Below are 15,650 nucleotides of genomic sequence, written 5' to 3' on the forward strand. Positions count from 1 at the left end.
CTCAAAAAACAACAAAGACCCCTTCTGACGGAGCCATCGGGGGTCTTTACTGTGCAATTTGTTTGTAAAAAGCAATCTCTTCATCCTGTCCTTCCTCAACTGCTCGGAAGAATTCAGCGAAGTATGCATAAAGAACGGTGCGTTCCTCATATGTCGGTCGAGCTTGACGAATGACGGAGAATGCAAGATTTCGCAACTGACGTTTCGTTCGTCGATGTGTCGGTAGGGCATGAAATTGACGCGTGAATGAACGATAGACATCCGCAATCAAAGCTTCATGCCCTTCAAAATAGGTCTTATCCATAATGATGATCTCCTTTCTAATCTTGTTGTCCTACTGTTTTCTACGACCCTTCTAGATAAAAGTTTCATAGAAAGTGAGATTTCTCACAAACGATATAGAACTTACTATAACAAGCTTTCCAAAATGATTCAACATCCAAACTATTAAGTTTCATTAAGGAATTTTAGCTGTTTTGTAAAGTGGCTTTTTTTGATTTTATCGTAACTCGATTGATAGAAAAACGGTCTGAGTCCCGGAATGAGACTCAGACTCGCGACGGACATCAGTCTGCTTGTACTGAAATATGCTGAAAGTGTTTTACGTCGAATAATCCACTGTCGGTCAGCTTCAACTCCGGAATGACCGGTAAGCAAAGGAATGACATCGTCAAATAGGGATTAAAGGAGCGATCCGCCTCTAACACATCGAGGGCATCATTCAATGCTTCGAGTGTATCTCCAACTTCTTGGAAGGGACGATTCGTCATCAGTCCAGCGATTTCAAGCGGTAACTCAGCAAGTACCTCTTGCCCATTGACAGCAATGACTCCTCCACCCGCTTGGACGAGACGTTCCGCAGCCAGTTGCATTTCCTCATCCGACGCGCCAACGATGACGAGGTTGTGCGAATCATGGGCAACAGTCGCCGCAATCGCTCCGCGTTTCATCTTGAAACCTTTGACAATCCCGACTGCCGAGAAGGATGTGCCGTGATGCCGTTCAATGACAGCGATCTTTAAGAGATCCTGCTCCGGCACAGGCATGAAATGCCCGTCTTGAAGTGGAACGTCGAGAATCAAGTGCTCGGTGACGATGCTTTTTGGAATGACTCCGATGACATGCGCCCGTGCTGATTCAAGTGGAAGGGCAAATACTTCTGGTGTAATCGGTTTTGTATTCAAGGTTCCACGTAATGACTCCGGCACATAAGCACGTCGAATAGGTCGAATCGTTTTCCCAGATCGCGCGACGCAATTCCCCTGAATATACACCTCGTCAATCACGACGTTATCGGCATCGGATAACAAGACGAAGTCCGCCCGGCGTCCTGGTACGATGGCTCCCCGATCGTCTAAACGATACGCATTCGTCGCATGCAACGATGCCATCGCATACGCTGTTTCGCGTTTAATTCCATGACGAATCGCATAGCGGATATTATAGTCGATCGTACCCTCTCGTAACGTGTCATCCAAATGTTTATCGTCCGTACAGAAGAGGAAACGGCTCGCATTGCTCTCTGTCACGGCATCGAGTACTTCCTTCAAGTTTCGGGCAGCTGATCCTTCCCGCACTTCGACATACAGACCACGACGCGCTCGGGCGATCGCATCTTCCTTACTGACAGATTCATGATCCGTTCGAATTCCGGCGACACCATAAATGTTAATTTCGCGTGGTCCAAGTCCCGCAGCATGACCATCGACCAGTTTTCCTGCGTCTTCGATCTGTTTAATTTTTTGGAGCATATCGCGATCGGCTCGTTCGACCGCTGGATAATCCATGACTTCTCCTAAACCATGGACACCAGGATGATTGACGAATGGTGCAAGTGCCGCCGCATCAAGTGATGCTCCCGCGTGTTCAAACGAAGTCGCCGGTACGCAGCTCGGTAGCATCATCCGGACATCAAGCGCGAGATCTTCAGCATCGTCTAGCATGAAGGATAATCCTTCTGCTCCTTTGACATTCGCGATCTCATGCGGATCGGCGATGATCGTCGTGACACCTAACGGTAGAATCGCTTGTTCATACTCACTCGGTGGCACCATCGATGATTCAATATGGACGTGGGCATCAACGAAACTTGGTGCGATGAAAAGTCCTTCTCCCGGACGATTCTCGATTCCCTCATACCCCTCTCCGACAGCAGCAATATAACCTGAATCAATCGCTACATCTGCTGTATATGTCTCACGTGTCATGACATCAATGACTGAAATATTCTGATAGACGACGGCTGCCTTCTCTTTTTTTGCAGCAATCGCGATCAATCGTTCACGCACTGTTTGTTCCATCCTGTCTCCTCCTGTTGTAAGCGTATTTTTACCATCTTACAATTAGTTTGGAAGCTGTTGCAATTTATTTTTTGTAACGTCAAGATGAAAGAGTATCGATTTAATGCCTGAGGGGGAAAAACGCATGAAATATCGTGTCGGTTCACTTGTTCCAAACATCGATCCATCCGTTTATTTAGCGGACGGATCTAAAGTCATCGGAGAGGTCACGATCGGAAAAGACTCATCTGTCTGGTTCAATACGGTCATCCGGGGAGATGAAGGTCCGATTCACATCGGGGAACGCGTCAACATCCAAGATGGTTCAATGATTCATCAGTATGAAGGGTATCCGACCATCATTGAAGATGAAGTGACGATTGGTCATATGGCGATGGTTCACGGCGGAATCATTCGAAAAGGAGCGTTAATCGGAATGTCGGCGACGATCCTCGATGAAGCCGAAATCGGAGAAGGGGCATTCGTTGCTGCAGGGAGTCTTGTGCCGCCAAAAATGAAGGTACCTGCCGGCGCGATGGTCATGGGTGTTCCTGCAAAAATCGTCCGCGATATCAGTGACCATGATCGATTCATCATGGAACGGACAGTCCGAAAATACGTGAAACGAGGGCAGCAGTATGCTGACAGTTGTGAAGCCATCACAGAGGATTTGACAAGTTTGTGAGAACGTTTACAAAGTTCACGGGTTCTTAACACCTCCCCTCTTCCGTCTTTACAATTCTTTCGTACACTAAAGGTGTAAGAGATGAATCAAGACACAGAAAGGGGATTTTACATGATTCCAGTATACGAAGAACGCATTATGTCTGATTTGTTTTCATCTACGAATAACCCAAGTTACGGTTTGCCGACGTTACCCGAATCGGAAACGGATTGGTTGACAGTCGAGATCCAAGCACGTATCGTTAAAGATGCCGAGCACCGCCTTGGAACATTAAACCGAGAGGAAGAACGTGTATGATTCAGCAACGCACTGTTCGCGCTTGGCTCGCTAGTCGCATCAAAAAATAATTTAATCACTTGATTACGTATTTTCCAAAACGATATAGCGCGTCAGCGCGCATACCAAAAGAGCCGAAGCGGATTCCCGCCTCGGCTCTATCTGTTTATTTTGAAATTAATCCTTCTTCGATCAAGAAATCACGCGCGACTTTTTCAGGACGCTGTTTCTCGACATCTGCTTTGTAATTCAATTCTTGCATCTTCTCATCCGTAATCTTATCTTTTAACGTGTTGAGGACTTTCTTCAGCTCCGGATGTTCTTCAAGTGTTTCTTGACGAACAAGCGGTACCGCATAGTATGGTGGGAAGAACTTTTTATCGTCTTCTAGCACTGTTAAATCGAATTTTTGTAACAAACCATCTGTTGAGAAGCTATCGATGACGTTCGTTCGACCATTCGTCAATGCTGTATAACGGAGTCCTCCATCGACGGGTTGTACATCTTGGAATTTCATGTCCGGATACTTTTTCTTCAGACCAAGATAACCATCTTCCCGGTTCGCAAATTCAATTGTTGATCCGAGAATCAAACGATCACTGACTTTTGACATGTCTGATACCGTCTTCAAGTCATATTTTTCGATATCTTCTTTCGTCATGGCGAGGGCATACGTATTGTTGAAACCGATTGGGTCCAGGACGTCGACCTGACTTTTCTCAGGAATCATCTTCCCGACTTTGGCATAAACTGTTTCTGGATCCGTCTCGACGTCTTGCTTGAGCACGTCGATCAACAAAGTACCTGTGTACTCGACATACGCGTCGATTTCCCCTTTTTCAAGCGCCCCGTAAGCGACTTTCGTCCCCCCGAGGTTCAATTGACGTTCGACTTCTAAATCCGTTTTATCTTCGATTAAATCCGCTAACATATTTCCGAGAATCAATTGTTCCGTAAAGTTCTTCGATCCGATGACAATCTTATCTTCCTTGAGGAAAGAGTACGCGACCGTTCCACCGATTAACAAGAAGACGATACTTGCGATCGCGATCTTACGTCCAGCTGGCATCGCCTTGCGACGCTTCCGTGCCTTATTCTTGATTCGACCATCTGCAAGTGGAATCCCATTTGGCGCCACGGAGTATTCAATCCGACTGACGACGAAGTCGATGACAAGAGCTAAAATACCGGCTGGAATTGCTCCGGCGAGAATCTGGTTATTATCAACCGTTTGAATACCCGAGAAGACGAGATAACCAAGACCGCCGGCACCGATGAATGCTGAAATCGTCATCAAACCAACAGCTGTAACGGCTGAAATTCGAATCCCTGCCATCATGATCGGCAAAGCAAGTGGAATCTGAACCTTACTGAGGATTTGTCGATCCGTTAAACCAATCCCTTTAGCTGCTTCGAGCGTATCCCCTGGAATGCTCGACAGACCCGTGTACGTATTTTTAACGATTGGCAAGAGTGAATAAAGCACGACCATGATGATCGCTGGTGTCGACCCGATACCAATGAACGGAATCAAGAAACCGAGTAAAGCAAGACTCGGAACGGCTTGCACGACGCTCGTCAGCGCAAGGACAGGCTTCGCGAACTTTTGGTAACGGGTGATCAAAATCCCGATCGGAATTCCGAGAACGACCGCGATGACGACGGCAAAGACCGTCAGCTGTAAGTGCTCTAGCAATAAATCACCGATCTGATCGGTATTATTTTTTACATAATCAAAGAATCCGTTCATTGGACTTCCTCCTCATGAATGAATTGCTCACTCAAGACGGAAAGTAAGCTACTACGTGTAATCAACCCTCTGAGTTTTCCTGTTGCATCCGTTACTGGTAGATAACCAGTCTCTTCCTGATTCATGACTTCAAGAACATCGAGTAATGAATCATGTTCATTGACAGCGATGATTTCGCCTTCCATCACTTCTTCGATCCGTTGGCTCTTATCCGGGATCGTCTGGATGTTCTTCAACTTAATCAGCCCTTGTAAGACGCGGTCACGATCGGTGATCAACAGGCTGTCGACTTTGCGTCCACGCATGATTTCAATTCCCTGCAACAACGTTCGTTTGCCACTGATTGAAACCGGGTCCTCGATCATGATGTCTTCTGCCTTGATGTATTCTGGACTACTCCAGATCTTATTTTTTCCGATGAACGATTCGACATATTCATCTTTTGGATGACGTAAGATTTCTTCTGGAGTATCGAACTGAACGATCTCCCCATCACGCATGATACATATCCGATCCGCTAACTTGATCGCTTCATCCATATCATGGGTGACGAAAACGATCGTCTTTTTCACTTCTTCTTGCAAGTTAAAGAGCTCTTCCTGTAAATCGTTACGAGTAACGGGATCAAGTGCACTGAACGGCTCATCCATCAAGATGACATCAGGATCATTCATCAGAGCACGCGCGAAACCGACACGCTGTTGCTGCCCACCACTGAGTTCGCTTGGATAACGATCGATGAATTGCTTTGGATCAAGCCCGACCATCGTCAACAGTTGTTCTGTCCGTTGATCCATCTCATCGTGGTTCTTCCCCTCAAGCCCAGCAATCAATTGAATGTTTTCCCGGACCGTCATGTGAGGGAACAAGCCGGTTTGCTGAATGACATATCCCATATGACGTCTTAATTCGATCGTGTCCGTCTTCATGATGTCCTTCCCGTTGACCAAAATCGTGCCTGAAGAAGGTTCGATCAGTCGATTGATCATCTTAAGTGACGTCGTTTTCCCACAGCCACTTGGTCCGATGAAAACAACGAGTTCACCCTTTTGAATCTCGAGCGATAAGCCTTTCAAGACGACATTGTCCTTAAACTGCTTACCGACGTTTTTGAATTCGATCATTCCTTCTCACTCCTTTTTACTATTTCCATATATTATGGTTTCCCAAAAAGATTACGGTTTAAACAAATTTTCTGTAATTTAGTTTTATTTCTTTGCAAAACGGGAATTTCTTAGTTCTTTTTTTAAAATAAAGGGAATACCTTAATAAAGAGTACTTGTAAAGCATGTTTTTGATGAAGGAGGTACTAGACGATGAACATCAAGAAACCTACCATCATGATGATCGGATTACTTCTCCTTAGTCCACTTTCGATTCCTTCACAGGTTAATGCGGCGAGCTCTACGTTTGTGACGAAAGGAACGACGACACAAAAAGTCGTCGCATTGACGTTTGATGACGGTTCAGATGGGACGAACATTGCAAAAATCTTAAGTATCTTGAAAAGTAACCAAGTGAAAGCGACTTTCTTTTTGACAGGCAGTGGTGCAAACAATCATCCTCAATCGATCAAGAACATCACAACCGCCTCTCCTACACACCAAATCGGCAATCACTCGTATTCGCATCCGGATTTTACGACCTTAACAGCAAGCCAGATGACGAGTGAATTATCCCGAACAGAATCTCTCATCCGGTCCTTGACCGGAAAAACGACGAAACCAATTTTCCGAGCGCCGTTCGGTGCAAGTAATAGTAACGTATTGAGTGCCGTTGGGGCGGCAGGTTATACGAAAACGATTCAATGGAATATCGATACGACGGATTGGAAAGGCATCTCTTCAACAGCCATCTTGGATCGTGTATTACCAAAAGTCGTTCCCGGATCGATTATTCTGATGCATACCGGTGCTGGTGCGAAAGGAACACCGACCGCCTTGCCGACGATGATTTCAAAACTAAAAGCAAAAGGCTATTCGTTCGTCACGATTTCAGAACTGTTACGGTCACCGACTTCAACCGGTACGACGTATACCGTCAAAGCTGGCGATACACTCTATTCCATCGCCCGCAAATACAACGTCTCGGTCTCTGCCCTCGCGAGTGCGAATAACATCACGAACTGGAATCTGTTGAACGTCGGTCAAGTCTTGAAAATTCCAACAACGACTTATACGGTTAAAGCCGGTGATACACTTTACTCGATTGCGACACGATATGGTGTCACCGTCACAGCATTGATGCAGGCAAACAACATTACGAATCCGAACCTCTTGCTCGTTGGACAAGTCTTAAAAATTCCAAACTGAATATGCTAATCGCAACACAAAAAAAAACGATCCCTCTCTATTCAAGAGAAGAATCGCTTTAGATCGTATGCATGAAACCGGCGCGATAGCGTCGGTTTTTTTGTCCTCTAGTTTGACCCCGCACCTCTTACGACTCTGATCGGACCCCATTGATTCCAAGATCACACTGAATCAAATCCGCATACGTTTGTCGACGGACGACTTCACGGGATTCCCCGTCCCGAACGAAAACGAGTGCCGGACGTAAGAACTGGTTGTAGTTGCTTGCCATCGAAAAGTTATATGCTCCTGTCCCAAAGACAGCAAGTGTATCGCCACCGTTCGGTGTAACCAACTGTGCTTTTTCAGCGACGAGATCCCCTGATTCACAAGCTGCTCCAACGACCGTCACTTCGGTCGTTTCGCCACTCATCCGGTTAGCGATGACCGTTTCATACACCGCACCGTAAAGTGCTGGGCGAATGTTATCCGTCATTCCGCCATCGACCGAAAGATATGTTCTGACGCCTTCAATTTCTTTGATGGCCCCGACCGTATACAGTGTCGTTCCTGCATTCGCAACGACCCAGCGCCCTGGCTCGATCCCGATTCGTGGACGTTCGATGCCGAGTCGCTCCGTTTCCGTCTCGATCACGTCCATGACGCGTGCGATCGTCGCTTCAAAATCAAGCGGCTGATCGTCCTGTGTATAGGCAATACCGAAGCCACCGCCAACATTGACTTCGCTGACTGTGAAGCCATGGTGCGCACGAATCGTTTCGACAAAGCCCATCATCGTCAGAGCTGTCTGTTCGAACAGTGACGGATCTTGGATTTGCGAACCAACATGACAATGGATGCCAAGTAACGACAGATGTTCCGATGCTAAAATTGCCTCGATCGCGTCCAAGTAATCTGACGCATGTGTTGAGAAACCGAATTTCGTATCGACGCCACCTGTCTGGATTTTCGCATGCGCTCCCCCGATGACTTGTGGCACGATCCGGATCAGGACATGGACCGTTTGACCAGCTTGCGCTGCGATGGCTTCCAGTTGTGCAATTTCGGCAAAGTGATCGATGACGATCCGTCCGACACCTTGCTCAACGGCATATTGAAGATCAGCCGTCGATTTATTCGAACCATGGAAATAGATCCGTTCTGCCGGAACCCCGGATTGACGGGCGATGAAGAGTTCTCCCCCCGTAACGACATCGATTCCGAGACCATGACGCACGACTTGTTCATATACGGCACTGACCGTCAGAGCTTTAGAAGCAAAGGAAGCATACGTGTTCGGATACTTATCAAGGAAGTGTTCCCGGACGGTCGCTAATCGATCCGTCAGCTCCCGCTCTGCCATCACGTACAATGGTGTTCCGTACTGTGCTGCAAGATCGGTCGCTGCGACACCATCGATGTGCAACGTGTTGTTTTCTTCTGTCAGGTATTGACTTCCATACATAATAAGTTCCTCCTTATAGATACTGATGCGTCAAACGCCACGACCGGGCGCACATCTGCTCTGAATTGTTCGCTGCTCCTGTCCGGGTGATATCGTCAATTTCAACGCCATCCCCGTATAGCACGACCTCGTCTCCGACCTCAATCGTCCCATCGACAGCGACGAACGTATGACTCATGAATAATTTATTGATGACCGGATAAGGTTTTTCTTTAATATGAACAGGCAACGCGGCACGCCCACGGACTACACCGTCTCCATATCCGACGGGTAAGATAGCAATCCGCATCGGTTCTGTACTTGTAAAGTTCGTCCCGTACCCAACGTGTTCACCCGGTCCAATTTCGCGAATTTCAACGACCTCCGTCGTCATCCGTAGCGAAGGAACGAGCCAGTCCATCTTTTCAATCGGTGAATAGCCGAATAAGAAGATGCCAGGGCGGACATAGTTACAAAATGCGAGACGCGGATCGTGTTTGACGATCGTCGCACTGTTTTCCGAGTGCATATACGTAAACGTATGGCGCTTTCGTAACACATCGGCAATGGCGACGAAACGTTCGACTTGTCCATCGTGATCCGCATCCGGCTCATCGGCAAGCGGAAAGTGTGTATATAAACCTGTTAAAGCGAGCGAATCTGCTTGCGCAAGCGCAAGAACAGCTTCCGCCTCTTGAAGCGAACTGACACCAAAACGATTCATCCCGACGTTGATCTTCAAATGTAACTCGATTCCCTGCAGCTGTTTACTGTTTAGGGCGAGCCATTCTAGCGATGAGACACCGAGTGCGATTCCGAAACGTCGTGCTGTCTCAAAATCCTCCGTCGGATTCATCACCAGTACATAACTGTCTGGAAAATTCGTTTTGATTTCAATGGCTTCATACAACTCAGCGACAGCAAAGTGATGCACATCAGATGCCATCAGCGTCTCGACCATCTCGAGCATACCTAAGTTATACGCATTGTTCTTGACCACGGCAAAAATACGTTTACGTGACCGAGCGAAGACCGATGCGACATTCTGTCGCACCGCCTTCCGATCGATCGTGACGAGTGTACGCGTCGTCATTCTGCGACAGCAGGTGTCACGTACGTCAACCAATCCGCGTATTGCGGTAATTGACCTGTGACGGCTTGACGATAAAGATCGAGCAACTCATCTGCGACGTTCCGTGTTCCGCCGTTGATCGAGATATGATCGATTTCACCGACACTCGTGATTTCAGCAGCTGTTCCTGTTAAGAAGATCTCATCTGCGACATACAGCTCATCGCGTCCGATATGACGTTCGACGACAGGATAGCCTTGATCTTGTGCCAAACGGATGATGACTTGGCGTGTGATACCGTCGAGTACTGAACAATCAAGTGACGGTGTATGAATCGTTCCGTTTTTAAGAAGGAAAAGATTCGCAACACTCGCTTCACTAACGTTTCCGTTCATGTCGAGCGCGATTGCTTCATCAAATCCATCACGGATCGCTTCACCTTTTAAGAGTTGTGAGTTCATATAGTTCGCAGCCGCTTTCGCTTGCATCGGCATCATCGTTGATGAGACGCGGCGGTATGATGCGACTTTGGCACGGATGCCAGCACCTTTATCGAAGTATTCCCCAAGCTCCCAGCAAGAGATGCCGACATGAACCGTCGTATCTTTCGCCATCAATGCTTGCCATGGCGTACCGAGGAACACGAATGGACGGATATAACACGATTCAAATCCGTTTTTCGCAACTAAATCGATCGTTGCTTGAACAAGTTCGTCGACAGTATACGGAATCGTGACGTGGTAGTACGCACAACTGCGGAAGAGACGCTCGATATGTTCCTTCAATTGGAAAATCGCCGGTCCGTCCGGTGTCGCGTATGCACGAATTCCTTCAAAGAATCCACTACCGTAGTGAATCGCATGTGACATGACGCTCGTGTTCGCATCTTTCGGATCATGAAAGACTCCATCTAACCAAATTGCTTCTCCATACTGTGTATCCACTGCCATGTGTTTTCCTCCTCTTCGACGTCAATCAGAGTGAACGTAAATCATCCACCAATTGCGTCTTCTCTTCTGTTTTCGCATCTTTCTGTTTGATGACACGTGCAGGTGTTCCAGCAACGACGCTTCCAGCAGGTACGTCTTCTGTGACGACACTACCAGCAGCGACGACGGCATCTTTGCCGACTTTGACGCCTTCAAGAATGACTGCATTTGCACCAATCAAGACACCGTCTTCAATGATGACAGGTGTTTTTGAAGGTGGTTCGAGGACACCCGCGACCACGGCACCTGCGCCGACATGAACGTTTTTCCCGATCGTCCCACGTGCACCGACGACAGCGTTCATATCAATCATTGTACCATCTCCGATTGATGCACCGATATTGATGATGGCACCCATCATGACGACTGCGTTGTCACCGATGACGACATGATCACGAATCCATGAACCTGGTTCGATGCGCGCATTCAAGTGACGTGTATCAAGCATTGGTACCGCACTGTTGCGACGGTCATACTCCACGTGAACATCCGTGATGCGATCTGAATACTTTTCTAAGAAAGTAGCCGCAAGTCCTGCATCCGCGAAGAAAATCTTTGATTCATCTGATCCGAATGCTGTAGCGCCTTCGATCGTCAAGCCCGCCAAATCGCCGTTGACGTAAAGTTTTACCGGTGTTTGTTTTTTAGCATCTTTAATGAATTTAGCAATTTCGTAAGCATCAGTGAGTAACATGTGAATCCTCCTGTGTGTAGAGCGTCTCTAATGTATAGAGTCCCGCTGTTTTTTGAATGAGTGCCTCAGCTGCTTTGATCGCACCAGAAGCAAATACTTTTTTCGATAGCGCTGTATGTTTGATTTCAATCAATTCGTCGACACCTGCGAATAAGACTTCGTGTTCTCCGAAGATCGTTCCACCGCGCATCGCGTGCATCCCGATCTCGTTCGTCTCCCGCTTTTGCCGCGTCTGTGACCGGTCATATACCGGTGTGACGTCACGTGCCGTCTGAATCGTTTGCAATAACAACTCAGCCGTTCCGCTTGGCGCATCGACTTTTTGGTTATGATGTTTCTCGAGCAATTCGATGTCATACGCTCCTGCTAGTGGCACAAGTGTCTTCAGCAGTTGCTGTACCATCGCGATACCGTACGACATGTTGTACGACTGGAAGATCGGAATTTCTTTTGCGGCGTCCTTAATCGATGCCAGTTCCGCCTCAGAAAAACCAGTCGTTGCGATAACGAGTGGTGTTTTTGTCGCCAGCCCGTATGCGAGCAGATCAGGTAGCAAACTCGGATGCGAGAAGTCGATGATCGCATCGACCGTTTCTGACATCTCTGTTAGCTCGGCATATGAAGCGATCGTATCGGATGACTTCGTCCGGTCAACGATCGCCACGACACTTTGTGGTGCGAGTTCGACGACGTATTGTCCTGTCGCCCCATAACCGTGTAACGCGAGTTTCATCGAACCACTCCTTTGTAAGCCCGCATCGTTTCGAGTAAGTGGGCATGTCCCGCTTCCGATTGACGGACGAGCGGCAAGCGCGGCGCACCGACAGCAAAGCCAAGTTCTTCAAGCGATGCTTTGACTGGAATCGGATTAACGTCACTGAACAAGGCACCGATGACCGGTAACAAGTCTGCCTGAATCCGGCGAGCTGTGACGAGATCTTGTGCGAGTAACGCCTCAGCAAGTGCTTGTGTCTCTGCTGGGTACGGGTTCGAAAGAACTGAGATGACGCCTTGTGCCCCCCATGCCATGTACGGCAGGATTTGATCATCATTTCCACAGAAGACCGCGAAATCTTCCGGAATCGCCGCCATCAGTTCACCCATGAAGCTGACGTCTCCACTCGCCTCCTTAAACGCTTGGATTCGTGGATGACGTGCTAACGTCACTGCTGTTTCGACTGCGATCGCAACTCCTGTCCGCGATGGAACGTTGTACAGCATGATTGGTAATTCGGTTGCATCAGCGACCGCCGTGAAATGTGCGACGAGACCCGCTTGCGATGTTTTATTGTAGTACGGTGTGACGAGCATCGCTGCGTCCGCACCGAGGCGCTCTGCGAGTAACGTCTTCTCGATTGTTGCTGCCGTGTTGTTCGAACCCGTTCCGGCAATGACTGGTACTCGTCCTGCCGTGATTTGAACGGCAGTCGTCAGTAGTTGTTCGAATTCCGTGTTCGTCAGTGTCGATCCTTCTCCTGTCGTTCCTCCGACGACAAGCGCCTGAATTCCTGCTGCGAGTTGTTGCTCGATCAAGCGTTCGAATACGTGTAGATCCAACTCGCCTGCTTCATTAAATGGTGTGACGAGCGCTGTACCTGCTCCTTTGAACATGAAGAACTCCTCCTTTTTTATGAATGAATCGACTGTTCGATTGCTTGGCGTGCGACTTGTACGGCATTTGAGGCGGCACCTTTTCGAATGTTGTCGGCTACACACCAGAGATGGAACGTGTTCGCGAGACTATCATCTTGTCGAATCCGACCGACGTAGACGTCGTCCGTACCACTTGCATCGAGTGGCATCGGATAACGCGTATTCGCGACATCATCGATGAGGACGACGCCCGGTGCGCCTTCAAGTGCTTCACGGATCGCTGCAACCGTCGTCGGCTGCGTAAACGTGACGTTGATCGCAACCGAGTGAGAATTCGTGACTGGAACACGCACACATGTCGCACTGACTGGTAGTGCTGGAAGATTGAAGATTTTCCGTGTTTCGTCAATCATCTTCTGCTCTTCTTTCGTATAGCCGTTCTCAAGGAACACATCGATATGTGGCAAGATGTTATCGTGAATCGGATGCGGATAATTGACGGGCTCTTCTCCGCGTGCTCCACGTGCCAGATCCTCGATTCCTTTTTGACCAGAACCGGATACGGCCTGATACGTCGTATAGTTGACACGCTCGAATCCCAGTGACTGGAGCGGTGCTAAGGCGACGACGGATTGAATCGTCGAACAGTTCGGATTTGCGATCAAGCGGTCCGTCACTTGAATCGCTTGTGGATTGACTTCTGGCACGACAAGCGGAATCGTCTCCTGCATCCGGAAAGCACTTGAATTATCAACGACGAGTGTTCCGTTTTCAGCTAGTAACGGGGCATATTGTTCACTGATCGTTCCGCCCGCCGCGAACAACGCGACGTCAATCTCGTCTTCCGTGATACTTGGTGTCAGTGCTTGGATCGTAATGGCTTCTTCCTTGAACTGTACCGTGTTCCCTGCTGAACGAGCAGAAGCGTAAGCGGACAGGCGGCTGACCGGGAAGTCCAGTTCGGCTAGTACTTGTAACATTTTTTGACCGACGGCGCCGGTTGCTCCAATGACTGCTACATGATACATCCTGTTTTCCTCCTTATAACTCGAACGCGTTTGCAATCGCTGCAACCGTCCGTTCAATATCTGCTTGTGCAATCGTGTATGAGATGCTGATTTCTGAAGTCGTAACTTGATAGAACGGAATGTTCTCCGCTCGGAAGATTGCGAACAACTTCGAAGCGACACCTGTTGCATCCCGCATCCCGATGCCGACGACAGATAACTTCGCGTGCTGATTATGGCGATCGACCTTGACTGTCGTGAAGCGATCCATGATGTCTTTCAATGCTTCATCGAGGAACTCTTCCTCATCGAGTGGACATGAGAACGATAAGAAGATGTCACTGTCGAACGTCGTTTGACTGATCATGTCGATGTTGACGTGGCGATTGGATAACAGTTCGAAGATATCGGCTACTGCTGCATTCGTTTGCGGTACGTGTTTGATTGATACCGTCAAGACGTTCTTCGTCACACTGACACTCGTCACCGCTTTTTGTTCCATTGTTTCCGTCGCTTCCATGATCCATGTTCCCCTTTTCGATTCAAGTGTTTTCCCGACGAAGATGTGTACGCCGTATTTTTTTCCTAGTTCGACACTTCGCATTTCCATGACCTTCGACCCGAGGGCGCTCATTTCCATCATCTCATCATACGAGATATGTGGAATCGGTTGAGCGGCGGCGTGGATTCGTGGATCAGCTGTATAGACACCGTCGACATCGGTATAGATTTCGCACCGTTTATCAAGGACTGCCGCAAGGGCAACTGCCGTTGTATCCGACCCACCCCGTCCAAGCGTCGTGACATCACCGAGTTCGTTGACACCTTGGAATCCGGCGACGATGACGACATCGTACGTTTCGAGTTTTTGTCGTAACAGATCTCCATCGATCTGTTTGATCTTACTTTTCGTATGCACGCCCATCGTGCTGATTCCTGCTTGAGCGCCTGTTTGCGATAACGCTTTGACACCGAGCGAGTTGAGGGCGATGCTGAGTAATGAAATCGTCTGTTCTTCTCCGATGGCAAGCAGTCGATCGAGTTCTCTTCGCTCGGGGCGATCCGTGATGGCTTGCGCCTGAGCGATCAAAGAATCTGTCATCTTGCCCATCGCCGAAACGACGACGACGAGTTTTTCACCTTCGGCTGCGCGACTCTTCAAATAATTCGCAATAGACTGAATCTGTTCGACAGTCGCAACCGAGCTTCCACCAAATTTAAGTACAGTTGTCACAATCCTATCTCCTTTGTCCCGATACAGAAAAAAAACGACGGGCCGGTAGGAGCGTTCCTACGGCCCGTCGTTATCACGATCGGACAAACGAAGACAAAGTCATTCGTTCTTTTACGTAAGATAGCGCTCCGAAACATCGGTTTCGGCAGTACAACGGATCTTAACCGTTGTACCAGCAAACAAGAAGAAGCATCTTCTCGTTCACTTCGGCGGACTTCCCCTTTCACATCATTCGGCATGCTTGCCTTCAAGAATGATGCTACTCATGTCATCCGCGCCTCTATCTGTCGGTTGTTAGTTACAGTTATAGCAGACATCTTTTGTTAAATCCAGTCA

Annotated in this window: 15 protein-coding genes and 1 riboswitch; of the genes, 3 read left to right on the forward strand and 12 right to left on the reverse strand. The window is 48.2% G+C overall.

Translation table 11 applies throughout. From position 1 onward, the window contains the following. Positions 1–46: 46 nt before the first annotated feature. Positions 47–304 carry a hypothetical protein gene (locus KNQ06_RS15295; protein ID WP_023467133.1) on the reverse strand — a complete coding sequence of 86 codons (258 nt, stop codon included), beginning with the start codon at positions 302–304 and terminating at the stop codon, positions 47–49. Positions 305–566: 262 nt separating this feature from the next. Then, on the reverse strand, positions 567–2,300 hold the full coding sequence (gene ade, locus KNQ06_RS15300; RefSeq protein WP_215148715.1) for an adenine deaminase: 1,734 nt from the start codon (positions 2,298–2,300) through the stop codon (positions 567–569). 124 nt (positions 2,301–2,424) lie between these two features. Here ade and KNQ06_RS15305 point away from each other — a divergent pair, with 124 nt between their 5' ends. Together KNQ06_RS15305 and KNQ06_RS15310 are read left to right on the forward strand one after the other, a co-directional pair. Next, positions 2,425–2,964, forward strand: a complete 540-nt coding sequence (locus KNQ06_RS15305; protein WP_149426814.1) for a gamma carbonic anhydrase family protein — start codon at positions 2,425–2,427, stop codon at positions 2,962–2,964. A gap of 111 nt (positions 2,965–3,075) precedes the next feature. Then, positions 3,076–3,261, forward strand: coding sequence for a hypothetical protein (locus KNQ06_RS15310; RefSeq protein ID WP_050678068.1), 186 nt, complete (start codon positions 3,076–3,078; stop codon positions 3,259–3,261). A 145-nt stretch (positions 3,262–3,406) separates the two neighbouring features. Here KNQ06_RS15310 and KNQ06_RS15315 read toward each other — a convergent pair whose 3' ends face one another. Then, positions 3,407–4,990, reverse strand: a complete 1,584-nt coding sequence (locus KNQ06_RS15315) for an ABC transporter permease/substrate-binding protein (RefSeq protein WP_029340779.1) — start codon at positions 4,988–4,990, stop codon at positions 3,407–3,409. Next, positions 4,987–6,114, reverse strand: a complete 1,128-nt coding sequence (locus KNQ06_RS15320) for an ABC transporter ATP-binding protein (protein WP_087682099.1) — start codon at positions 6,112–6,114, stop codon at positions 4,987–4,989. Before KNQ06_RS15320 ends, KNQ06_RS15315 begins: the two co-directional genes overlap by 4 nt. A gap of 192 nt (positions 6,115–6,306) precedes the next feature. On the opposite strand from KNQ06_RS15320, the gene KNQ06_RS15325 reads away from it, so the two are divergent. Continuing rightward, complete coding sequence (locus KNQ06_RS15325; RefSeq protein WP_214772470.1) at positions 6,307–7,302, forward strand: LysM peptidoglycan-binding domain-containing protein; 996 nt, start codon at positions 6,307–6,309, stop codon at positions 7,300–7,302. Between the two features lie 127 nt (positions 7,303–7,429). On the opposite strand, the gene lysA is transcribed toward KNQ06_RS15325, so the two are convergent. The 8 genes from lysA to KNQ06_RS15365 are packed head-to-tail and all read right to left on the reverse strand — an operon-like array spanning position 7,430 to position 15,314. Continuing rightward, positions 7,430–8,746, reverse strand: coding sequence for a diaminopimelate decarboxylase (lysA, locus tag KNQ06_RS15330; protein ID WP_215148718.1), 1,317 nt, complete (start codon positions 8,744–8,746; stop codon positions 7,430–7,432). Positions 8,747–8,759: 13 nt separating this feature from the next. Beyond that, positions 8,760–9,818, reverse strand: a complete 1,059-nt coding sequence (alr, locus tag KNQ06_RS15335; RefSeq protein ID WP_215148720.1) for an alanine racemase — start codon at positions 9,816–9,818, stop codon at positions 8,760–8,762. Beyond that, entirely contained in the window at positions 9,815–10,747 is a 933-nt protein-coding gene (locus tag KNQ06_RS15340) for a branched-chain amino acid transaminase (RefSeq protein WP_023467124.1), read from the reverse strand. Before KNQ06_RS15340 ends, alr begins: the two co-directional genes overlap by 4 nt. 25 nt (positions 10,748–10,772) lie before the next feature. Then, entirely contained in the window at positions 10,773–11,480 is a 708-nt protein-coding gene (dapD, locus tag KNQ06_RS15345; protein WP_029340774.1) for a 2,3,4,5-tetrahydropyridine-2,6-dicarboxylate N-acetyltransferase, read from the reverse strand. After that, entirely contained in the window at positions 11,467–12,213 is a 747-nt protein-coding gene (gene dapB / locus KNQ06_RS15350) for a 4-hydroxy-tetrahydrodipicolinate reductase (protein WP_023467121.1), read from the reverse strand. Before dapB ends, dapD begins: the two co-directional genes overlap by 14 nt. Further along, a complete protein-coding gene (gene dapA, locus KNQ06_RS15355) occupies positions 12,210–13,091 on the reverse strand; it encodes a 4-hydroxy-tetrahydrodipicolinate synthase (RefSeq protein WP_023467119.1) in 882 nt (293 codons plus the stop codon). Before dapA ends, dapB begins: the two co-directional genes overlap by 4 nt. 17 nt (positions 13,092–13,108) lie before the next feature. Next, the gene (locus tag KNQ06_RS15360; RefSeq protein ID WP_214772465.1) at positions 13,109–14,101 is read right to left on the reverse strand and encodes an aspartate-semialdehyde dehydrogenase; all 993 of its coding nucleotides are present in this window, start codon (positions 14,099–14,101) and stop codon (positions 13,109–13,111) included. 13 nt (positions 14,102–14,114) lie between these two features. After that, on the reverse strand, positions 14,115–15,314 hold the full coding sequence (locus KNQ06_RS15365; RefSeq protein ID WP_047395005.1) for an aspartate kinase: 1,200 nt from the start codon (positions 15,312–15,314) through the stop codon (positions 14,115–14,117). 113 nt (positions 15,315–15,427) lie between these two features. Continuing rightward, positions 15,428–15,605, reverse strand: a riboswitch (Lysine riboswitch). Positions 15,606–15,650: the final 45 nt, after the last annotated feature.

Origin of the sequence: Exiguobacterium sp. s91, assembly GCF_018618915.1 — a bacterium.
GTDB classification, from domain to species: Bacteria; Bacillota; Bacilli; order Exiguobacteriales; family Exiguobacteriaceae; genus Exiguobacterium_A; species Exiguobacterium_A abrahamii.